Origin of the sequence: Streptomyces pactum (assembly GCF_002005225.1) — a bacterium.
GTDB classification, from domain to species: domain Bacteria; phylum Actinomycetota; class Actinomycetes; order Streptomycetales; family Streptomycetaceae; genus Streptomyces; species Streptomyces pactum_A.
Window position 1 is genome coordinate 8053681 of record NZ_CP019724.1, and the last position, 20267, is coordinate 8073947.

Consider the following 20267-nt stretch of genomic DNA (forward strand, 5'->3'; position numbering starts at 1 on the left):
GGTTCCCCCGGCCCCCGGCCGTTTCGCGTCAGAACGGGCGGTCACCGGCGATCGCGACGCGCTCCGCGACCCGGCGGTCGGTGCCGTAGTCGCCCACGGCGTAGTGCTGGGTGGCGCGGTTGTCCCAGAAGGCGATGTCGCCGGGCTGCCAGCTAAAGCGCACCTGGTACTCGGGTACGTGTGCCTGCTGGAACAGGAAGCGCAGCAGCCGGTCGCTCTCGTCCCGGTCCATGCCGGTGATGTGGGTGGTGAAGGAGGCGTTGACGAACAGCATGCGCCGCCCCGTCTCGGGGTGGACGCGCACGACGGGGTGTTCCATGGGCGGGAAGAGGTCCTGATGGGGGATCAGCCGCTCGGGACCGTAGAACCTGGCGAAACCGGGGATGAAGTCGTGCACGGCGCGGGCACCGTCGATGCGCTCCTTCACCTCCTGCGGGAGGTTGTCGTAGGCGGCCGCCATGTCGGCCCACATGGTGTCCCCGCCGAACGGCGGCACCTCGCGCAGTTGCAGGACGGCGCCGAGCGCGGGCCGCTCGCGGAAGGTGACGTCGGTGTGCCAGACGTTCTCGTACGTCGGGGCGGCCCCCGCGCCCTTGTCGAAGCGGACGACGTCCTCACGGGAACCGACGGCGAGCAGGGGGTTGGTCTCCAGCTCGCCCCAGTGGCCGGCGAAGTCGCGCTGCTGGTCGGAGGTGAGGTGCTGGGCGCGGAAGAAGAGCACCTTCCACTCCAGCAGGGCGCGGTTCAACTCCTCGCGGAGGGCGGCACCGAGCGGGCGCGAGAGGTCGACCCCCCTGATCTCGGCGCCGATGGTGCGAGCCTGCGGAACGACCTCGAACAGTTCGTAGGGCCGCTCCTCCCAGCCCTCGGGGAGCCGGCGCAGCGTGCGCGGTCCCTCGTACATACCGTCCCCCGGGATGCGCGCTTCGCGCAGGGTGACGGTGGGGGCCGCGGTCGTGACGGTCATGGAGTTATCCCCTTCAAGGCGATCTGACCAGGCCCCGGCGGCTCGGCGGCGCACCGCGACACGACGAGACGTCACGTCTCGGCAGTCGTGGACGGAGATGCGCCGCGGCCGTGGCGGACGGCCCGGGTGATGGACGTGCTCCGGAGTGCTCTGCCGGAGAGAAGGCCGATTCGTTGCGAATGCGGCGGGGTGTCGAACCTTCGGCTCGGAAACGGCCGGTTATCGGCCGGAGCGCTCACATCCGGCTCGATCGGGCACGCGCGCAGGCGCCGCCGTCGTGTCGAACCAGTATGGGGTCATGCCACCGATTGTGTGATCTTCCCCGGGTCCTGTCAACGGGCGCGTCGTCTTAGAGACATGCCTCACTACGGTCACTGATCCGGGCACCTACCGGGCCGACAGCGGCCACGCAGAACAGCCCGCGCCGGAGCGGGGTACGGGTGTGCGTCATCGGTCGCACGAGCGCCGCTCCGGCTTCCCGAGCCCTCCTTCGGTGCGGTCGGCAGCCGCCTGTGGCGGACGCGGACCGTCGAACTCGCGCCCACCGCACGGCTCGTACCGCGCGAGTAACGGACCCTCGCGCACGGGCGGACCGTCCGGCCGCGTGGACACGCGCACGGACGGTCCGACGCGGTGGACGCGCGCTGGTCACCGCGGTCACCGCGGACGGCCCCCGCCCGCGCCGCCTCCTCGACGAGGCGCGGACCGATTCCCGTCGCCCCGTGCGGACGTCGCCCCGTCCGGACGCCGTCCCGGGCCGCGGTACGGACGTCAGGCCGCCTGCGTGAGTTCCGCGCGCCCGAAGAGGATGGCGTAACCGGGCGGTAGCTGGTCCAGGACGCGGTCCAGCAGGTCGGGTCCGGCGAGGCGGGCGACGACGCCGAGGACGGAGCCGACGTCCCAGCGGGTGGTGGCGAGGCTGCCGCCGGTCCGGGCGGCGAGGTCCCTGACGAAGGCCCAGCCGGTCAGGGAGTCGGTGCCGGGGATCTGGGAGGCGAGGATCCGGGCGGCTTCGCGGGGGAGCCGGGCCGCCAGCTCGACGCGTTCCTCGCCGGTGACGCGGCGGCCGAGCGCGGCCAGGACGGCGGAGACGACTTCCTCGGCCCGCTCGCGGGTGGGGTACGCGCCGTTGTAGCGGACCTGCTCCAGCATCTGGCCGTAGGACATGGCCGGCTCGATGGCGATGGCCGCCGCGGCCGTCTTGGACTGCATCGGTGAAGACGCCTTTCTCGTTCATGGGATCGTCTGACGGGGTGGGCCGGTGACCGGTGGCACGGACGCGTCAGTCACCGGAGGCGTTGGCCGCGCCCGGGACCGAGGTGTCCTGCGGCCGGCCGAAGAGCAGGTCGTATCCGGGCGGGAGCTGGAGCAGGATGCGGCGGGTCAGCTCCTCGCCCGCGGCGTCGGCGGTCACGCTGAGCACGGCGCCGACGTCCCAGGCCGCGGTCCGTTCGGTGGCCCCCTCGATCCACGCCGCGGTGGCCCGCACGAAACGCTCGGCGGAGAGGGGTTCGGCCGCCTGGAGCGGGTTGAGGAGGATCAGGGAGAAGGTCTCCGGGAGCCGGGCGGCCAGCTCGGCCCGTACCTCACCGACCAGATGCGCGCCGAGGAGTGCCAGCACGGTACGCGCGGCGCGCTCCGCCTCGGTGCGGGTCGGGTACTCGCCGCGTTCCTGCACATGGGCGAGGAACACGTCCCAACGCATGGTCATCGGGGTCCTCCTTGCCTGGCGTTCCGTGCCGGAGTGCCGGAGTGCCGGAGTGTCGGAGTGCCGGCCCCGGGGCGGAGGGCGGGATTCGGGGGACAGGTCGTCCGCCCTCCGCCACCGGGAGTGCGGCGACGCCTCAGCCGGAGATCTCCTTGCGGTCCGCGCCGGCGCCGATGGAGATCTTGCGCGGCTTGGCCCGTTCGGCGATCGGGACCCGCAGCGTGAGCACGCCCGCGTCGTAGTCGGCGCTGATGTGCTCGGTGTCGAGGGTGTCCGCCAGCACCACCTGGCGGGAGAAGACGCCCAGCGGCCGTTCCGACAGCTCCATCTGCACGTCTTCGGCCTTGGTGACCGGGCGGCGTTCGGCCCGGACCGTCAGCATGTTCCGCTCGACGTCGATGTCGATCGCGTTCGGGTCGACACCGGGCAGGTCGAGGGCGATCACGTACTCGTCGCCTTCCCGGTACGCGTCCATGGGCATCGCCGAGGGCCGCGACCAAGTGCCGGACGAGTTGCCGAACAACTGCTGGGTGAGCCGGTCGAACTCACGGAAGGGGTCGGTGCGCATCAGCATCGGGAAACACCTCCACGTCGACTGAGCAGAATCGCTCATGCGCTGGTTCCTACTCTTCTTGTAGCATGTCATCGAAACGATGACAAGTAGGAGTGTCACCCGCCGGGTGACGTTTCGAGCGGAGGTGACCCATGACCGCAGACCCGCGGGAACCCGGTTCCCGGCCCGCGTCCTTCCCCGCCGCCGAGGCGGCGCTGGCGGCGATCGAGGAGGCCGTGCGAACCGCCCAGGCGCCGCAGTCCGCGGCACAGCCCGGCTCGGAGGTCAGCTCCACCCAGGCGCTGGCCGCGCTGCTGCTTCTGCGCGAGGTGCGCGACCAGCTCGCGGGATGGGAGACGGGGCTGATCGAAACCGCCCGCGAGGTGGGCGCGAGCTGGTCCGACCTCGCGCACCCCCTCGGTGTCGCCAGCCGACAGGCCGCCGAACGCCGTTACCTGCGCCTGCGCCCCGGTGCTCCCGGCACCACCGGCGAGCAGCGCGTACAGGCCACTCGGGACCGCCGCGCCGCCGACCGCGCGGTCACCACCTGGGCCCGCGGCAACGCCGCCGACCTGCGCCAGCTCGCGGGCCAGATCACCGCTGTGGCCAACCTCCCGACCGAGGCCCGCACGCCGCTCGTGCGGGCGCTGGGCCAGGACGACGCCGCCGGACTCATCGGCCCGCTGGCCGGCGCCCGTCACCACCTCGCCGCCCACCACCCCGAGCTGGCCGCCCGCATCGACACCCTCACCCACCACACGGACCGGATCCGCCGGGTCAGGCCGCCCGAGGGGTGAAGGGCAGCATGGCGTCTCCTTCGGGCTGGACGACGCCGTAACTGCTCTCGGGCACCTTGTTCCAGACGCCGGGCAGATCGCCCAGGGGCTCGGAGACGATGAGGCGGGTCTCGTCGGACGCCTCGCGCAGGAAGGGCAGGTCGGGGTGGAGCGCCCGCAGGCTCTCCACCCGTGAGCTGTAGTAGAGCGACCGGGAGTCGCCCTGGCTGGAGTAGCGGAAGGCCCACAGCCGTCGCCCCTCGGTCACGGCGACCGTCATCTGCAGCGGGTACGCCACACCGTGCTCGTGACCGACCTCCTCCACCAGCCCCGCCATCCGCGCCACGGCCGTCGGCGGGTCGTCCTCCAGTCCCAGCGTGAGGGCCAGGAAGAACATCATCTCCGAGTCCGTGGAACCCTCGATGTCCAGGAAGAGCCGCGGATCGACGGCCAGGGCGAGGTCGCGCCGGACGCGGTGGAACTCGGCGATCGCGCCGTTGTGCATCCACATCCAGCGGCCGTGGCGGAACGGGTGGCAGTTGGTCTGCTGCACCGCACTGCCCGTCGAGGCCCGGATGTGCGCGAAGAACAGCGGTGAGCGGACGTGGCTCGCGATCTCCCGCAGATTGCGGTTGCTCCACGCCGGCCCGATCTCCCGCACGACCGCGGGGGTCGTCATCTCCGGGCCGAACCACCCGACGCCGAAACCGTCCCCGTTCGTCGTCTCGACGCCCATCCGGGCGTGCAGGCTCTGGTCGATCAGCGAGTGCTGGGGCTTGTAGAGGATGGTCTCCAGCGGCACGGGCGTCCCCGAGTAGGCGAGCCATCGGCACATCGTCTGCCGCCTCCCTGGTCCCCGCGCGAGCTGGGGCGCGGGGCGCCGAACGTCAGTCGACCGGCCAGGTGTGGACCGGGGCGTTGAGATGCATGTAGTCCATGTACTGCTTGGTCATCCGGCGCAGCGCCTCGTGGCGGCCCGGGTGGGCGGAGGCGTCGATGTGGTGGAACATCTCCTTCTGCCAGATGGCGCCGTTGCGTCCGGTGACGCACCGCTGCTCGATGATGCCGAGCAGCGGCTCCCGCCACGCCGAGTCCATGCCGGAGAGCTCCAGCCCCCGGTGCGCCAGCGGCAGCAGCCGCCGCAGGACGAGTTCGGGCACGGGCACCTCGCCCATTCCCGGCCAGTACAGCCGCGCGTCGATACCGTGCCGCGCCGCGGTGTGCAGGTTGTCCTCGGCGACCGAGAAGGACATCCGCGACCACACCGGCCGCTCCTCCTCCACCAGGGCCCGGGTGAGCCCGTAGTAGAAGGCGCCGTTGGCGAGGGTGTCGGCGACGGTCGGGCCGGCGGGCAGCACGCGGTTCTCCACCCGGACGTGCGGGACGTCGTTCGCCACGGCGTAGACGGGCCGGTTCCAGCGGTAGATGGTGCCGTTGTGGAGGGTGAGCTCGCCCAGTTCGGGGATGTCGCCCCGGTCCAGCGTCTCCACCGGGTCCTGCTCGTCGCACAGGGGCAGCAGCGCGGGGAAGTAGCGCAGGTTCTCCTCGAAGAGATCGAAGACGCTGTTGATCCACCGCTCTCCGAACCACACCCGGGGCCGCACTCCCTGCGCCTTGATCTCCTGCGGCCGGGTGTCGGTGGCCTGCTCGAACAGCGGGATGCGGCTCTCGTGCCAGAGTTCCTTGCCGAGCAGGAAGGGTGAGTTGGCCGCGAGGGCCACCTGGACCCCGGCGATCGCCTGGGCCGCGTTCCAGTAGTCGGCGAACTCGTCGGGGGAGACCTGGAGGTGGAACTGCGTGCTGGTGCAGGCGGCCTCCGGCGTGATGGTGTCCGCGTAGGTCCGCAGGCGGTCCACGCCGTCCACCTCGATGTGCAGGTCCTCGCCCCGGGCCGCGAACACCTGGTCGTTGAGCAGCCGGTAGCGCGGGTTCTCCGACAGGGCGGCCTCGCCCACGTCCGCCTGGCGCAGTGTGGGCAGGGTGCCGACCATGATCAGATGGGCGCCGACCGACTTGGCGCGGTCCTCCGCGTGGTTCAGGGCGGCACGGATCTCGGTCTCCCAGGCGTCGGGGCCGCCCGCCGTCAGCCGGCGGGGCGGGATGTTGATCTCCAGGTTGAACCGGCCCAGCTCGGTGGACCAGGCGGGGTCCGCGATCGCCTCGAGCGCGTCGCTGTTGCACATCGCCGGCTCGGCCTCGTCGTCGACCAGGTTCAGCTCGATCTCCAGGCCCACCTGGGGCCGCTCGGTCTCGAACCGCGACTCGCGCAGCATCTGCGCGAAGGCCTCGAGGCACTCCTGCATCTTGATCCGGTACCGGCGGCGGTCCTCGCGGGTGAAGACCAGCGCCGGGACGTCCCGTCCCATCGGCCCTCCCGGGTCGCCTCGCTCGGACACCTCTCCACCCCAGCGTCGCACCACCCGGCGACCCTCACCAGGCGGGACGGGGCGGGGCCCATCGCGGTGTGTGCGGCGGGCCCCGTCGGTTCAGGTCGTCGTGCGGCCGGTCAAGCCCTCAGAGCTTGCCGGACTCCCGCACCGTGATCTTCGCGGAGGTGCGGCCGGACGGGGACGAGCCGTAGGTCTCGATCTTGTCGACCACGTCCGTGCCCTCGACGACCTTGCCGAAGACGACGTGCTTGCCGTCCAGCCAGGGGGTGGGGACGGTGGTGACGAAGAACTGCGAGCCATTGGTGTTCGGCCCCGCGTTCGCCATGGAGAGCAGGTACGGGCCGGTGTGCTTGAGCTGGAAGTTCTCGTCCGCGAACTTCTCGCCGTAGATGCTCTTGCCGCCGGTGCCGTCGCCCCGGGTGAAGTCACCGCCCTGGAGCATGAACTGCGGGATCACGCGGTGGAACGAGGAGCCCGCGTAGCCGAAGCCGTGCTCGCCGGTGGACAGCTCGATGAAGTTCTTGGCGGTCTTGGGGGTGACGTCCTCGAAGAGTTCGAAGACGATGCGGCCCGCATCCTGGCCGTCGATGTCGATGTCGAAGTAAATCTTGGAATTGCTCATCGCACCATTGTGACGTGCGAGTGCCGGTGATGCCGAACCGGCTGCCCCTTCAGCGTGTGGCGAGCAGCCCGAGGGTGTCGATCACGCGGTTCGAGAAGCCCCACTCGTTGTCGTACCAGGCGACCACCTTGACGTGGCGGCCGTCGACGCGGGTCAGCGCCGAGTCGAAGATCGACGAGGCCGGGTTGCCGGTGATGTCGGAGGAGACCAGCGGGTCGTCCGAGTACTCCAGTACGCCGGCGAGCGGCCCCTCGGCGGCGGTGCGGTAGGCCGCCAGCACGTCCTCACGTGTCACGTCACGGGCGACGGTCGTGTTGAGTTCGACGATCGACCCCACCGGGACCGGCACGCGGATCGAGTCGCCCGACAGCTTGCCGTCGAGGTTCGGCAGCACGAGGCCGATCGCCTTGGCGGCGCCCGTCGTGGTCGGCACGATGTTCACCCCGGCGGCGCGGGCGCGGCGCGGGTCGCGGTGCGGACCGTCCTGCAGGTTCTGCTCCTGCGTGTAGGCGTGCACCGTCGTCATGAAGCCGTGCTCGATGCCGGCCAGCCCGTCGAGTACCGCGGCCAGCGGCGCGAGCGCGTTGGTGGTGCAGGACGCGTTCGAGACGACCGTGTGGGCGGTGGGGTCGTACGCCTCGGTGTTCACGCCGTACGCGAGGGTGACGTCGGCGCCGTCCGACGGCGCGCTGACCAGGACCTTCCTCGCGCCCGCGGTGAGGTGGGCACGGGCGGCGCCGGCCGAGGTGAAGCGGCCGGTCGCCTCCAGCACGAGGTCGACGCCGAGCTCGGCCCAGGGCAGCCGCGCGGGCTCGCGCTCGGCGAGCACCCGGATGCGGTGTCCGTCGACGACGAGGGTGTCCCCCTCGACGGTCACCGGGCGGCCCAGCCGGCCGGACGTCGAGTCGAAGGCCAGCAGCCGTGCGAGGGCGGCGGGCTCCGTGAGGTCGTTCACGGCGACGACCTCGAGCTTGCTGTCGCGTTCGAGCAGAGCGCGCAGCACATTGCGTCCGATGCGGCCGAAGCCGTTGATGCCGATGCGAGTCATGAGTGGTGTCCCTTCGGTTCGGCGTGCGGTGCGCCACCAGACTCGCGCGCGGTGTCCGCCCGCGGCAGCGGCGTGAGTGCCACGGTTCGCAAGGATCGCGCCAAGCCCTGCGCCGGCGGGGCTACTCGCCCCGGGAGAAGGCGCGCCGGTACTCGCTCGGTGTGGTGCCCAGGATGCGCTGGAAGTGCAGCCGCAGATTCGCCCCCGTGCCGAGACCGACGTCGGCGGCGATCTGCTCGACACCGCGCTCCGAGCGTTCGAGCAGCTCACGGGCCATGTCGATGCGGGCGCGCATGACCCACTGCATCGGTGTGTACCCCGTGTCGTCGGCGAAGCGCCGCGAGAAGGTGCGCGCCGACACCGCCGCGTGCCGGGCGAGCGCCTCGAGAGTGAGCGGTTCGCCGAGCCGGCGCAGCGCCCACTCCCGGGTGGCGGCGAACCGCTCGCCCAGCGGCTCGGGCACGCTGCGTGGCACGTACTGGGCCTGACCGCCGCTGCGGTAGGGGGCGGCGACGAGGCGCCGGGCCGCGTGGTTGGACGCGGCCACCCCGAGGTCGCCGCGCAGGATGTGCAGGCACAGGTCGATGCCCGAGGCGGCGCCGGCGGACGTCAGGACGCTGCCCTCGTCGACGAAGAGCACGTTCTCGTCGACCCGCACGAGAGGGTGCTTCACCGCGAGTGCCCGCGTGTAGTGCCAGTGTGTCGTGGCGCGCCTGCCGTCGAGCAGGCCCGTGGCGGCGAGCGCGAAGGCGCCCGTGGAGATGGCGGCGAGCCGCGCACCCCGTTCGTGGGCCGCCGTCAGCGCGTCGACGACGGCCCGCGGCGGGGCGTCCAGGTCGGGGGACCGGTAACCGGGCAGGAAGACCACGTCGGCCCACGCCAGCGCGTCGAGGCCGTGGGCGACGTGGTACGACAGGCCGTCACCGCCGGTCACCAGACCGGGCGCCGCGCCGCACACCCGCACCTCGTAGGGCATGCTCGCGCGCGTGGTGAACACCTGGGCCGGAATGCCGACGTCGAGCGGCTTCGCACCCTCGAGCACGAGGACGGCGACGCGACGCAGGCGGGGGGACGGCACGGGGTCAGCCTACGAGGGAGGGCCGGTCAGCTCAGCCCCAGGGCACGCATGGTGTGCTCGGCCATGCGCCGCTCGCCGAGGGCGTTGGGGTGGACGGGGACGAGGCTGCGCCCGAAGAGGAGCGGTTCGACCCACCGGGTGCCGGGGGCCTCGCAGGCGTCGTGGCCCTCGGACACGCGGGAGAAGTCGATCGCCCCTGGCCGAGATCCTCTCTCCCGACGACGGCATGGACGTCGTCGGCGCGCTGGGCGCCGCGGCGGCGAGTGCCGGGAACGGGTGCGCCGCTTCCATGGACCGGTCCTGGCGCGGGTCGCGACGGCGTACGGACGCGTCTGGGTCCCCGACGACTGCCGTGCCGTCGCCGCCCGGACGACCCCGCAGCGGGACCTGGGGGCCCGCCTTCGCCGAGGCCGGCCCCGGGCGGGCGGCCGGGCGGGGACGACGACTCCCGCCCCGGGGCCGCTTCTCGCCCCGGCTCCCGGGGCGCTGCCGGCGCCCGTCGCCGTGCTCGCCCGCCCTGACCGCCCCGTCCGCACCCGGTTCCGCTGCCGTGATCCCGGCCGAGACCGACCTGGCCGACGCCCTCCACCGCGCGGACCGCGCCTTCCTGGACCTGTTGAGGACACCTGAGCGGCAGCGGCGGGAACCCGGGCTGTTCTAAAGTGACTACCGCCAGTTCAGACGACAGCGGACCTGCGAGGTACTCACCAGCTATGCCGACCGAAACGTTTGAGTTCCAGGTAGAGGCGCGTCAGCTCCTGCAGTTGATGATTCACTCCGTCTACTCGAACAAGGATGTCTTCCTGCGCGAGCTCGTCTCCAACGCCTCCGACGCGCTGGACAAGCTGCGTCTGGCCGCGCTGCGGGACGACACGCCCGACGTCGACGTGACCGACCTCCACATCGAGCTGGACGTCGACAAGGAGGCCCGTACCCTCACCGTGCGGGACAACGGCATCGGGATGTCGTACGACGAGGTCACGCACCTCATCGGCACCATCGCCAACTCGGGCACGGCCAAGTTCCTCGAGGAGCTGCGCGAGGCCAAGGACGCCGCCGGGGCCGACGGGCTCATCGGACAGTTCGGCGTCGGCTTCTACTCGGGCTTCATGGTGGCCGACGAGGTCACCCTGGTGACCCGGCGCGCCGGTGAGACCCAGGGCACCCGCTGGACGTCCCGCGGCGAGGGCACGTACACGCTTGAAACGGTCGACGACGCGCCGCAGGGGACGTCCGTCACCCTCCACCTCAAGCCGGCGGACGCCGAGAACCAGCTCCACGACTACACCTCCGAGTGGAAGATCAAGGAGATCGTCAAGCGGTACTCGGACTTCATCACCTGGCCGATCCGCCTGCTGCCGGAACCGGCCGAGGACGGCGCCGAGGCGCGCGAGGCCGAGACGCTCAACTCGATGAAGGCGCTGTGGGCCCGCCCGCGCGACGAGGTGTCCGACGACGAGTACCACGAGCTGTACAAGCACATCAGCCACGACTGGCGCGAACCGCTGGAGACGATCCGGCTGCAGGCCGAGGGCACCTTCGAGTACCAGGCCCTGCTCTTCGTGCCCTCGCACGCCCCGCACGACCTGTTCACCCAGGGGTATCAGCGCGGCGTGCAGCTCTATGTGAAGCGCGTCTTCATCATGGACGACTGCGAGGAACTGCTGTCGCCGTACCTCCGTTTCGTCAAGGGCGTCGTCGACGCGCAGGACCTCTCGCTCAACGTCTCCCGCGAGATCCTCCAGCAGGACCGCCACATCCGCATGATCCAGCGCCGCCTGACGAAGAAGGTCCTGGCCACGGTCAAGGACCTGATGACGTCCGCGCCGGACCGCTACGCCACCTTCTGGCGGGAGTTCGGAGCCGTCCTGAAGGAAGGGCTGGTGACCGACTCCGAGAACAGGGACGCGATCCTCGCCGCCTGCTCGTTCGCGAGCACGCACGACGCCGACGAGCCGACCACGCTGAAGAGTTACGTGGAGCGGATGAAGGACGGCCAGGACGACATCTACTTCATGACCGGCGAGTCCCGGCAGGCCATCGAGGACTCCCCGCACATGGAGGCGTTCCGGGCGAAGGGCGTCGAGGTGCTGCTGCTGACCGACGCCGTGGACGAGGTCTGGGTCGACGCGGTGGGGGAGTACGAGGGCAAGCCGCTGCGCTCGGTGGCCAAGGGCGAGATCGACCTCGGCGGAACCGAGGACGAGAAGAGCGAAGCCGAGAAGGACGCGCAGAGCGAGGAGTACGCCGGCCTGCTCGGCTGGATGACGGAGCACCTGGGCGAGGACGTCAAGGAGGTCCGCCTCTCCTCCCGCCTCACGGTCTCCCCGGCCTGTGTCGTCTCCGACGCGAACGAGCTCACGCCCGCGCTGGAGAACATGTACCGGGCCATGGGCCAGGAGGTCCCGCACGCCAAGCGGATCCTCGAGCTCAACCCGGAGCACCAACTCGTGAAGTCCCTGAACCGGGCCCACACGGGGCAGCAGGACCGGGCGGAGCTGACCGAGGCCGCCGAGCTGCTGTACGCCCTGGCGGTGCTCGGTGAGGGCGGCCGGCCGAAGGAACCTGCCCGGTTCGTGAAGCTGGTGGCCGACCGCCTGGAGCGCACGCTGTAGCCGCGCCGACCGGTGTGGGTCCCGCCGTGAGCCGCCGCGAATCCGTCGCGTCCGCGCAACGGAACGGGGGCCGGGGCCCACTGTCCTGAGCCGGCAACCGGGTGCGCGCCGCCGCCGAGGCCGCGGCGCGTGCCCCGTCGCGTGAACGCGACCCCGGCCGCGCCGCCGCGCGCGCCCGTCGCCCTGTTCGCCCCCTCTCCCACCTCCTCGGTACGGCCCGAGGCGCCGCCCCTGCCTCCGGCGCGCCGGACACCACTCGCGGTGTGGAAAGCCTTCGCGCTGGCCGGCACGTGGGTGGGCCTCAAGCTGCGCCCGCTGTTCGGCCTGATCAACCCCAGGCCGGGCGACGGCGTCTGCTGACACAGGGGTTGCCCGTGCGGCACAGGGGTCAGGCCTGTGCCGCACGGGCGGCTAACGGGCGCGCCGGTCCGTGGTGGTGACGCGGGCGATGGCCTCCAGGGTGAGGTCACGGCCGTGGGGCTCACGGGCCAGCGCGCGGTGCAGGGTCAGGCCCTCGATGAGGGCGTCGAGCTGGCGGGCCGTGTCCGGGTCGAAGTGCTTCTCCAGGTGGACGCGGCTGCGGCGCATCCACTCGTGGGTGAGTTCCCGGTAGGCGGGCTGCCGCGCGGCGAGGGTGTACAGCTCCTGGGTGAGCACCAGGTCCCGCTGGCTCCCCTCCGACAGGTCGTGCACGAGGTCGGCCACCGCCGCCCGGGCCTGGTCGCGGTCGGCCGCGGCTCCGAGGCGGGCGTCGAACACGGCGACGATGTGGTCGGTGAAACGGCCGAACGCCTCTCGCAGCAGCTCCTCGATGCCGCTGAAGTGGTACGTCATCGATCCCAGGGGGACACCGGCACGTGTCGCGATCTTGCGGTGCGAGACGCGCGCGATGCCCTCCTCGGCGATCAGGTCGAGCGTGGCGGCGATGATGCGTTCCCGCCGCTGCGGATCCGTGTGTCCGGTTGCCATGGGAGCAGGCTTACACCTTCCGCACCGGTCGGGCGGGGTTGCCGACGGCGACGACGTCGGCGGGCACGTCCTTCGTCACGACCGCTCCGGCGCCGATGACGGCGTTGTCGCCGATGGTCACGCCGGGCAGGACGACGGTGCCCCCGCCAAGCCAGACGTTGTCGCCGATGGTGATGGGCCGGGCGGCCTCCAGCTTGTCCCGCCGGGGCCCGGCCTCCAGGGGGTGTGTGGGGGTGAGCAACTGGACGCCCGGTCCGATCTGGCAGTCCTCGCCGATGGTGATCGCCGCGACGTCCAGCGCGGTCAGGTTGTAGTTGACGAAGGTGCGCGCGCCGATCGTTATGTTGCTGCCGTAGTCGACGTACAGCGGTGGCCGCACGTGCGCCTCGGCGCCCAGGGAGCCGAGAAGTTCGGCCAGGATCGCCTGCGCGGCCGCCGCGTCCTCCGCGTACGCCGCCTGGTAGCGGGCGGCCAGCCGCACGGCCTGCTGCTGCCTGCGGGCGATCTCGGGGTCGTCGGCGATGTAGAGGTCGCCCGCCTCCATGCGTTCGAGGTTCGTGCGGGGGTCCTGCGCGAAGTAGTCCGTCGGCATGCGGCCGATCCTACCGCGAAGCGTACGAACGTACACTCACCGTCGCCGGGGTCGCAGTACCCCGGCGAGCAGGAGCACGAGAAGCCCGGCGAACGGCACCACCAGCAGACCCACCCGCAGGCTCGTCGCGTCGGCGACCAGTCCCACGACCGGCGGGGAGAGCAGGAAACCCAGCCGCATGAGCCAGGAGACGATGGTCAGCCCGGACCCGGGCTTCAGGCCGGGCAGCTCGTCGGCCTCGTGCATGGCGGCCGGCACCAGGGTCGCCACTCCGAACCCGGCCGCGGCGAACCCGAGGACCGTCCCGGGCACCGTCGGCACGGCCAGCGCCAGCCCCATACCGGTCGCGGCGAGGAGAGCTCCGGAGCGGGCCACCGCGCGTTGGCCGAACCGGTCCACGAGCCGGTCACCGATCAGCCGGCCGACGAACTGCGCCCCGACCAGGGCGACATAGCCCGAGGCGGCCAGCGCCACCGACGCGTGCAGCGAGTCGGAGAGGTAGAGGGTGGCCCAGGAACTCCCCGCGTCCTCGACGAGGGTCCCGGCCGTGGCGATGAGGATCAGCGCGGCGAGTACGTAGCTCGTACGCGGCCCCGGTGCCGTGGGCCCGGTCTCCCGCGGCGCCCGGCCCTCGGCTTCCGGTTCCCCCTCCGGCTCGGTCTCGGGACCGGGCAGGCAGAACCGCAGGGCGACGCACGCCGCGACCGCGAACGCCACCGCCGAGAACAGCAGATGACCGCCACGCGAGACGCCCAGCGCTATCGCGGCGGCGGCCATGGACCCGCCGGTGACCGCGCCGATCGACCAGATGGCGTGGAAGGAGTTGATGATGGAACGCCCGTAACGGCGCTGCACCCGCAGGCCGTGGGCGTTCTGCGCGACATCCGTGAACGCGTCCGCCGCTCCGGCCAGGAACAGGGCGCCCGCGAACAGCGCCACCGAGTCGGCCAGCCCCGCGGCGAGGATCCCCGCCCCGGTCAGCAGTGTGCCCCCGACCGCCACCCGCGCCGAGCCGAAGCGGCGGACGAGTATCCCGGCGCCCAGCCCCGCCGCGAGGGCGCCGGCCGGGAACGCCGCCACGGCCAGCCCGTAGGCGGCGTTGCCGATACCGAGGTCCGCCTTGATCTGCGGATACCTCGGCAGGAGGTTGGCGAACAGGGCTCCGTTGGTGAAGAACAGCACGGCAACGGCCACGCGAGCCCGCCGCTCGGCCAGGGCGGGCCGGTGCAGTACGTCGACAGTCATGCGCGGGAGCCTACAGGCGTGAGCGTACGAACGTACACTCCAATAACCGGTGTACCGCGGGCTCCGTGGCGGCGATCATGAAGGGCGAGTGACCACCCGCGCCCCGAGGAGCCGCCCGACATGCCCGTGCCCGCAGACCCCACGGTGCTCCATCCGATGCCCGGACAGCCGAGGGTGGTGCTCCTCAAGCCGCTGGTCACCTCCCCGCTGATCGAGGTGGGGGAGTTCTCCTACTACGACGACCCGGACGACGCGACGGCGTTCGAGACGCGCAACGTGCTCTACCACTACGGCCCGGAGCGGCTCGTCATCGGCAGGTTCTGCGCCCTGGGGACGGGCACGCGGTTCATCATGAACGGCGCCAACCACCGTATGGACGGCCCCTCGACCTTCCCGTTCCCCACCATGGGTGGCTCCTGGGCCGACCACTTCGACCTGCTCACCGGCCTGCCGAACCGGGGCGACACGGTCGTCGGCAACGACGTCTGGTTCGGCCACGGCGCGACCGTCCTGCCCGGCGTGCGGATCGGACATGGGGCGATCATCGGCGCGGGCTCCGTGGTCACCCAGGACGTGCCCGACTACGGGATCGTCGGCGGCAACCCCGCCCGGCCCATCCGCACCCGCCACAGCGACGAGGACGTCGCCCGGCTGCTCGCGGTGGCCTGGTGGGACTGGCCGGCGGAGCTCATCACCGAACATGTGCGGACGATCATGTCGGGCAGCGTCGCCGACCTCGAAGCGGTGGTCCCACCTCGTTAAACTGGCGCCCGCCGCAACGCACAGCGCACTGAGGAGACCGGATGCCGGCACACGACCCGTCCGTCTCCGACGACGTGGCCGGGGTACCGTCCTCGGCGCCGGTCCGGCAGGTGCTGTCCGACAGCGTCTACGAGAACGTCAAGGCCATGGTCATGGACCATGAGATCGCCCCCGGTGCCCGCGTCGGCATCGAGGCCCTGGCCCGTACGCTCGACGTCTCACCGACCCCCGTGCGCGAGGCCCTGGCCCGGCTGGAGTCGGACGGCCTGGTCGTCAAGCGCTCCCTGTCCGGGTACCGGGCCACCGAGTTGCTGACCCGGCGGGGGGTGGAGGAACTGTTCGAGATGCGGCTGCTTCTCGAACCGCGCGCCGCCGCCCTGGCCGCCCGCAACGCCGACGAGTCCCAGCTCGACGCCGTCGAGGCGATCCTCGAGGACATGCAGGCCCACCCCGGCCCCGCCGGACCGTACGCGGCCTACCGGGACTTCGCCGCCCTGGACCAGCGTTTCCACGACGCGGTCGCCGAGGCCGCCCACCGGCCCCTGCTCGCGGACGCGGTGGAGCGGCTCCACTCCCATCTGCACATCTTCCGCCTCAGCAGCCTCCAGAGCGAGGGCGCCCCGACCCTCGCGGAGCACGAGCGCGTCGTCCGCGCGATCCTGCGCCGCAGCGCCGAACGCGCCGCCGAGGCGATGGCCGACCACCTCACCCGCAGCCTGGAGCGCCGCCTGAGCCGGCTCGGACCCGGCTGAGGCCGCGCCGGTCACCGGCCGTCGACGCCCATGCCGCCCATCCGGTAGACACGCCGGGCGGTGCCCGACCACACCTCGTCGCGCTCGGACGCGGTGAGCGAGGCGGTCAGCTCACGCGTGGCGTCGAGGACTTGGCCGTAGCGGGCGGCGAGGGTGCTCACCGGCCAGTCGGAGCCGAACATGAGCCGACGCGGGCCGAAGGCGTCGAGCACCGTGTCGGCGTACGGCCTGAGGTCGTCGACCGTCCACGACCGCCGGTCGGCCTCGGTGACCATGCCGGAGAGCTTGCAGACCGTGTTCGGCAGGGCGGCCAGCGCGCGCACATGGCGGGCCCATGGTTCCCGCCGCCCCGAAGCGATCGGTGGCTTGCCCAGGTGGTCGAGGACGAAGGTGAGCCCGGGTACGGCGGCTGCCGCCCTCGTCGCCGCCGGTAGCTGCTGGGGGAGGACCACGAGGTCGTGGACGAGTCCGGCCGCCGCGACGGCGCGCAGGCCGCGCAGTACCTCGGGACGGTTCAGCCAGTCCGGGTCGGGCTCCGCCTGGACCTGGTGCCGGATGCCGCGAAGGAACCCGCCGCCGTGCAGCGAGCGCAGCCGCGCCAGTTCGCCGGCGATCCCGGGCGAGGCCAGATCGGTCCATCCGACGACCGCGCCGACCACGTCGCTGTCCGCGGCCAGCGCCAGCAGCTCCGGCGTCTCCTGCGCAACGGTGACCGTCTGCACGAGCACCGAGGACACCACCGCGGCCCCGCGGATCTCGGTGTCGAAGTCCGTAAGCGAGAACGAGCGCCGCAGCGGGGCGAGTTCCGCACCGGTGATCCACTCCTGGTCGCGTACGCCGAGGTCCCAGACGTGATGGTGGGCGTCGATGACGCTCATGGCTGACTCCCGTCCGGTACCGGCACCTCACCGGGCAACAGGCCCCGCGTGCGCAGCCCCTCCCACACGGCGTCGGGCACGGGCCGCCCAAAGTGCTCGGCCGCGTCCCGGACCTCGGCGGACGACCGCGCCCCGACGAGGACGGAGGCGACCGCCGGATGGCCGAAGGGGAAGCGCAGCGCGGCCGCACGCAACGGCACTCCCCGCGCCTCGGTGACGTCGCGCATCCGCGCGGCCCGGCGCAGGACGCCGGCGGGAGCCGCCGCGTAGTCGTACGTGGCACCCGGCGACGGATCGGCCAGCAGCCCGGAGTTGAACACACCGCCGACGATCACGCTCTTGCCGGCCGCCGCCGCGGCGGGCAGCAGGGATTCCAGCGCGCCCTGTTCCAGCAGGGTGTAGCGCCCCGCGCACAACACGGCGTCGACGTCCGTGTCGGTCAGGAAGCGGGTCAGCATCCGGGTCTGGTTCATTCCCGCGCCGATCGCCCGTACGACTCCTTGCGACCGCAGGTCCTCCAGCGCCGGGTAGGCCTCCCGGAACGCCTGCTCCTCGTGGTCGTCCGGATCGTGCAGCAGGGCGAGGTCGACGTGGTCGAGCCCGAGGCGGGTGAGGCTGTCCTCCAGCGAGCGGCGCACACCGTCGGCGCTGAAGTCCCACCGCCGCCGGTGGGTGGCCGGTACGGCGAAGGCGTGGGCCAGGTCGTCTCCTTTGCCGTCGTGGGGCACGAGTATCCGGCCCACCTTGGTGGACAGGGTGAAGCCGTCCCGGGGCCTGTTCTTGAGGGCCTCGCCCAGTCTGCGTTCCGACCGACCGAGGCCGTAGTGCGGGGCGGTGTCGAAGTAGCGGACGCCCACCGCCCAGGCGGCGTCCACGGCGGCCGCGGCCTCCTCCGCTCCCACGTCCTCGTAGAGGCCGGCGACGGCCGCGGCGCCGAAACCGAGCGCGGTGACGCAGACGCCGCTGCGGCCGAGGGGGCGGCTGGGCAGCGGCGGGCACGCGCCGCTCGAGTCAGGTCGCGTCACCGGGTCACCGCGCCCGCGGCCGGGGCCGCAGGCCCTGCATGCCGCCGTCCACGGCGAGCGCGGTGCCCGTGACCGAGGCGGCGGCCGGGCTCGCCAGGTACACGATGGCCGCCGCGACCTCCTCGGCGGTGACCAGCCGGCCCATGGGCTGCCGGGCGTCGAGCGCCTTGCGCTCCTCGGCCGGGTCCGCCGCCCGGTCGAGGAGGCGGCCGATCCAGGGGGTGTCCGCCGTACCGGGGTTGACGCAGTTGACGCGGATGCCCTCCCGCACGTGGTCCGTCGCCATGGCCAGCGTGAGGGACAGCACCGCGCCCTTGCTCGCGCTGTACAGGGCACGCTGCGGCAGTCCCGCCGTGGCCGCGATCGAGCAGGTGTTGACGACGGCGGCGTGCGCGGAGGCGCGCAGACGGGGCAGTGCCGCGCGGGTGGTGCGGACCATGCCGAGGACGTTCACGTCGAGGACCCGGTGCCACTCGGCGTCGTCGTTGTCCCCGACCGTTCCCACCGCGCCGATACCGGCGTTGTTGACCAGGATGTCGACGCCGCCCAGGGCTTCGGCGGCGGCGGCGACCGCGGACCGTACGGAGGCGTCGTCGGACACGTCCGCGAGGTAACCCCGCAGCGGCTCACCGACGGCCGACGGGTCGAGGTCCAGCACGGCGACGTCGGCGCCGCGGGCTGCCAGCAGAGCCGCGGTGGCCCTGCCGATGCCGGAAGCGCCACCGGTCACCAGGGCTTTGAGTCCGGACAGTTCGCTCATCGGTTCGTCCCCTTCCGCCGCTCGGCGAGGTCGGCGTCGGCGGCGTCGGCGGCCCAGAAGGAGCCGTCCGGGTACCGGTGTGCGGCGATCGAGGCGGCGTGCATCTCCGAGGAGAAGCCGGGTGCCGTGGGAGCCAGGTAGTGCCCGTTCACGACGGTGACGGGATCCCTGAAGTGCTCGTGCAGATGGTCCACGTACTCGATCACGCGGTCCTCGGTCGTCCCGGTCAGCGCCACGTAGTCGAACATCGAAAGGTGGCGCACCAGTTCGCACAGGCCGACGCCGCCGGCGTGCGGGCAGACCGGGACGCCGTACTTGGCGGCGAGCAGCAGGATCGCCAGGTTCTCGTTGACGCCGCCCACCCGGGTCGCGTCGATCTGCAGCACGTCGATCGCCTCGGCCTGCAGCAGTTGCTTGAACATGATGCGGTTCTGGACGTGTTCCCCGGTGGCGACCCGGACCGGGGCGACGCCCCTGCGTACGGCCGCGTGTCCCAGGATGTCGTCGGGGCTGGTGGGCTCCTCGACCCAGTACGGGTCCAGGTCGGCCAGCGCGTTGGTCCACTCGACGGCCTCCGCGACGTTCCAGCGCTGATTGGCGTCGACGGCGATCCGTACGCCGGGGCCGACGGCCGCGCGCGCCGCGCGCAGCCTGCGGATGTCGTCGGCGAGGTCGGCACCGACCTTCAGCTTGATCTGGGTGAAGCCGTCGGCGACCGCCTGCGCGGCGAGCCGGACCAGCTTCTCGTCGGAGTGGCCGAGCCAGCCCGGGGAGGTGGTGTACGCCGGATAGCCGTGCGTCAGAAGGCGTGCCTCCCGCTCGGCGGCGCCGTCCTTGCCCTTCCGGAGCAGGGCCACGGCCTCCTCGCGGGTGAGGGCGTCCTCGATGTAGCGGAAGTCCACCTGGTCCGCGAGCCATTCCGGTTCCGCGTCGGCGAGGAGCTTCCACACCGGTCTGCCCGCGCGCTTGGCCGCCAGGTCCCACACCGCGTTGACGACGGCGCCGATCGCCATGTGCATCACGCCCTTCTCCGGGCCCAGCCAGCGCAGTTGGCTGTCGCCGTTGAGGGCCCGGAACACCGATCCCGGGTCGGCGCACACCGCTTCGGCTGACCGGCCCAGGACGTGGTGGCGCAGCGCGGCGATCGCCGCCGCCTGCACGTCGTTGCCGCGCCCGATGGTGAAGGTGAAGGCGTGGCCCTCCAGTCCGTCACCCGCGTCGGTCCGCAGGATCACGTACGCGGCCGAGTAGTCGGGGTCGGGGTTCATGGCGTCGGAGCCGTCGAGCTCGCGCGAGGTGGGGAAACGGATGTCGATCACGTCGACGTCGGTGATGCGCGCCACGGCCATGGTCGTTTCCCCACTGGAATTCGGACGCCTGGAGTGCCGGGTGACCGGCGTGCTGGATGAGTGAAATCCGATAGGATCCTGTCGCCCTGATGGTGTGGCAGGTTCGATCACTGCGTCAAGATGTGCGGCGAGGGAGCCGTCGTGGCGTCAGGTCGACAGATTCCATAGGATTTCTCGG

General features: G+C 72.0%; 21 protein-coding genes and 1 pseudogene. 5 read left to right on the forward strand and 17 right to left on the reverse strand.

The window, feature by feature from the left end:
* Positions 1 to 28: 28 nt before the first annotated feature.
* The 4 genes from B1H29_RS34880 to B1H29_RS34895 form a co-directional block, all read right to left on the reverse strand.
* On the reverse strand, positions 29 to 967 hold the full coding sequence (locus B1H29_RS34880) for a TauD/TfdA dioxygenase family protein (RefSeq protein ID WP_055420158.1): 939 nt from the start codon (positions 965 to 967) through the stop codon (positions 29 to 31).
* A 771-nt stretch (positions 968 to 1738) separates the two neighbouring features.
* A complete protein-coding gene (locus tag B1H29_RS34885) occupies positions 1739 to 2179 on the reverse strand; it encodes a DUF2267 domain-containing protein (protein ID WP_055420157.1) in 441 nt (146 codons plus the stop codon).
* A gap of 70 nt (positions 2180 to 2249) precedes the next feature.
* Positions 2250 to 2678 carry a DUF2267 domain-containing protein gene (locus tag B1H29_RS34890; protein WP_055420156.1) on the reverse strand — a complete coding sequence of 143 codons (429 nt, stop codon included), beginning with the start codon at positions 2676 to 2678 and terminating at the stop codon, positions 2250 to 2252.
* A 133-nt stretch (positions 2679 to 2811) separates the two neighbouring features.
* Positions 2812 to 3249: an Hsp20/alpha crystallin family protein gene (locus B1H29_RS34895; protein WP_055420155.1), complete on the reverse strand. Its 438-nt coding sequence runs from the start codon at positions 3247 to 3249 to the stop codon at positions 2812 to 2814.
* 131 nt (positions 3250 to 3380) lie between these two features.
* On the opposite strand from B1H29_RS34895, the gene B1H29_RS34900 reads away from it, so the two are divergent.
* On the forward strand, positions 3381 to 4025 hold the full coding sequence (locus B1H29_RS34900; RefSeq protein WP_055420154.1) for a hypothetical protein: 645 nt from the start codon (positions 3381 to 3383) through the stop codon (positions 4023 to 4025).
* Here B1H29_RS34900 and B1H29_RS34905 read toward each other — a convergent pair.
* The 6 genes and pseudogenes from B1H29_RS34905 to B1H29_RS34930 all read right to left on the reverse strand — a co-directional run.
* Positions 4006 to 4839, reverse strand: coding sequence for a class II glutamine amidotransferase (locus B1H29_RS34905; protein WP_055420153.1), 834 nt, complete (start codon positions 4837 to 4839; stop codon positions 4006 to 4008). The genes B1H29_RS34900 and B1H29_RS34905 overlap by 20 nt on opposite strands.
* 52 nt (positions 4840 to 4891) lie before the next feature.
* Positions 4892 to 6370 carry a glutamate-cysteine ligase family protein gene (locus B1H29_RS34910; protein WP_055420152.1) on the reverse strand — a complete coding sequence of 493 codons (1479 nt, stop codon included), beginning with the start codon at positions 6368 to 6370 and terminating at the stop codon, positions 4892 to 4894.
* Positions 6371 to 6518: 148 nt separating this feature from the next.
* Positions 6519 to 7016 carry a peptidylprolyl isomerase gene (locus B1H29_RS34915; protein ID WP_055420151.1) on the reverse strand — a complete coding sequence of 166 codons (498 nt, stop codon included), beginning with the start codon at positions 7014 to 7016 and terminating at the stop codon, positions 6519 to 6521.
* A gap of 49 nt (positions 7017 to 7065) precedes the next feature.
* Entirely contained in the window at positions 7066 to 8064 is a 999-nt protein-coding gene (gene gap / locus B1H29_RS34920) for a type I glyceraldehyde-3-phosphate dehydrogenase (RefSeq protein ID WP_055420150.1), read from the reverse strand.
* 121 nt (positions 8065 to 8185) lie between these two features.
* Positions 8186 to 9142 (reverse strand): GlxA family transcriptional regulator, encoded by a 957-nt coding sequence (locus B1H29_RS34925; protein WP_055420149.1) that lies wholly within the window; start codon positions 9140 to 9142, stop codon positions 8186 to 8188.
* A 26-nt stretch (positions 9143 to 9168) separates the two neighbouring features.
* Positions 9169 to 9333, reverse strand: a pseudogene (locus B1H29_RS34930) (SGNH/GDSL hydrolase family protein); the annotation flags it as partial.
* A 522-nt stretch (positions 9334 to 9855) separates the two neighbouring features.
* On the opposite strand from B1H29_RS34930, the gene htpG reads away from it, so the two are divergent.
* Both htpG and B1H29_RS34940 read left to right on the forward strand, forming a co-directional pair.
* Positions 9856 to 11757 carry a molecular chaperone HtpG gene (gene htpG / locus B1H29_RS34935; protein ID WP_055420148.1) on the forward strand — a complete coding sequence of 634 codons (1902 nt, stop codon included), beginning with the start codon at positions 9856 to 9858 and terminating at the stop codon, positions 11755 to 11757.
* A gap of 141 nt (positions 11758 to 11898) precedes the next feature.
* A complete protein-coding gene (locus B1H29_RS34940; RefSeq protein ID WP_055420147.1) occupies positions 11899 to 12117 on the forward strand; it encodes a hypothetical protein in 219 nt (72 codons plus the stop codon).
* Between the two features lie 51 nt (positions 12118 to 12168).
* On the opposite strand, the gene B1H29_RS34945 is transcribed toward B1H29_RS34940, so the two are convergent.
* The 3 genes from B1H29_RS34945 to B1H29_RS34955 are packed head-to-tail and all read right to left on the reverse strand — an operon-like array spanning position 12169 to position 14563.
* Positions 12169 to 12726 (reverse strand): TetR/AcrR family transcriptional regulator, encoded by a 558-nt coding sequence (locus B1H29_RS34945; RefSeq protein WP_055420146.1) that lies wholly within the window; start codon positions 12724 to 12726, stop codon positions 12169 to 12171.
* Between the two features lie 10 nt (positions 12727 to 12736).
* Positions 12737 to 13318 carry a sugar O-acetyltransferase gene (locus B1H29_RS34950; protein ID WP_055420145.1) on the reverse strand — a complete coding sequence of 194 codons (582 nt, stop codon included), beginning with the start codon at positions 13316 to 13318 and terminating at the stop codon, positions 12737 to 12739.
* A gap of 36 nt (positions 13319 to 13354) precedes the next feature.
* Entirely contained in the window at positions 13355 to 14563 is a 1209-nt protein-coding gene (locus tag B1H29_RS34955; RefSeq protein ID WP_055420144.1) for an MFS transporter, read from the reverse strand.
* Positions 14564 to 14683: 120 nt separating this feature from the next.
* Here B1H29_RS34955 and B1H29_RS34960 point away from each other — a divergent pair, with 120 nt between their 5' ends.
* Both B1H29_RS34960 and B1H29_RS34965 read left to right on the forward strand, forming a co-directional pair.
* A complete protein-coding gene (locus B1H29_RS34960; RefSeq protein WP_055420143.1) occupies positions 14684 to 15325 on the forward strand; it encodes a CatB-related O-acetyltransferase in 642 nt (213 codons plus the stop codon).
* A 41-nt stretch (positions 15326 to 15366) separates the two neighbouring features.
* Positions 15367 to 16077: a GntR family transcriptional regulator gene (locus tag B1H29_RS34965; RefSeq protein ID WP_055420142.1), complete on the forward strand. Its 711-nt coding sequence runs from the start codon at positions 15367 to 15369 to the stop codon at positions 16075 to 16077.
* A gap of 11 nt (positions 16078 to 16088) precedes the next feature.
* On the opposite strand, the gene B1H29_RS34970 is transcribed toward B1H29_RS34965, so the two are convergent.
* From B1H29_RS34970 to B1H29_RS34985, 4 genes are read right to left on the reverse strand one after another with little or no spacing between them, the layout of a single operon-like run.
* Entirely contained in the window at positions 16089 to 16955 is an 867-nt protein-coding gene (locus B1H29_RS34970; protein ID WP_055420141.1) for an amidohydrolase family protein, read from the reverse strand.
* Positions 16952 to 17944 carry an aldo/keto reductase gene (locus tag B1H29_RS34975; protein WP_055420869.1) on the reverse strand — a complete coding sequence of 331 codons (993 nt, stop codon included), beginning with the start codon at positions 17942 to 17944 and terminating at the stop codon, positions 16952 to 16954. Before B1H29_RS34975 ends, B1H29_RS34970 begins: the two co-directional genes overlap by 4 nt.
* A 40-nt stretch (positions 17945 to 17984) precedes the next feature.
* Complete coding sequence (locus B1H29_RS34980; protein ID WP_055420140.1) at positions 17985 to 18740, reverse strand: SDR family NAD(P)-dependent oxidoreductase; 756 nt, start codon at positions 18738 to 18740, stop codon at positions 17985 to 17987.
* Positions 18737 to 20089: an enolase C-terminal domain-like protein gene (locus B1H29_RS34985; protein WP_055420139.1), complete on the reverse strand. Its 1353-nt coding sequence runs from the start codon at positions 20087 to 20089 to the stop codon at positions 18737 to 18739. The genes B1H29_RS34980 and B1H29_RS34985 overlap by 4 nt, the downstream gene beginning before the upstream one ends.
* Positions 20090 to 20267 lie beyond the last annotated feature (178 nt).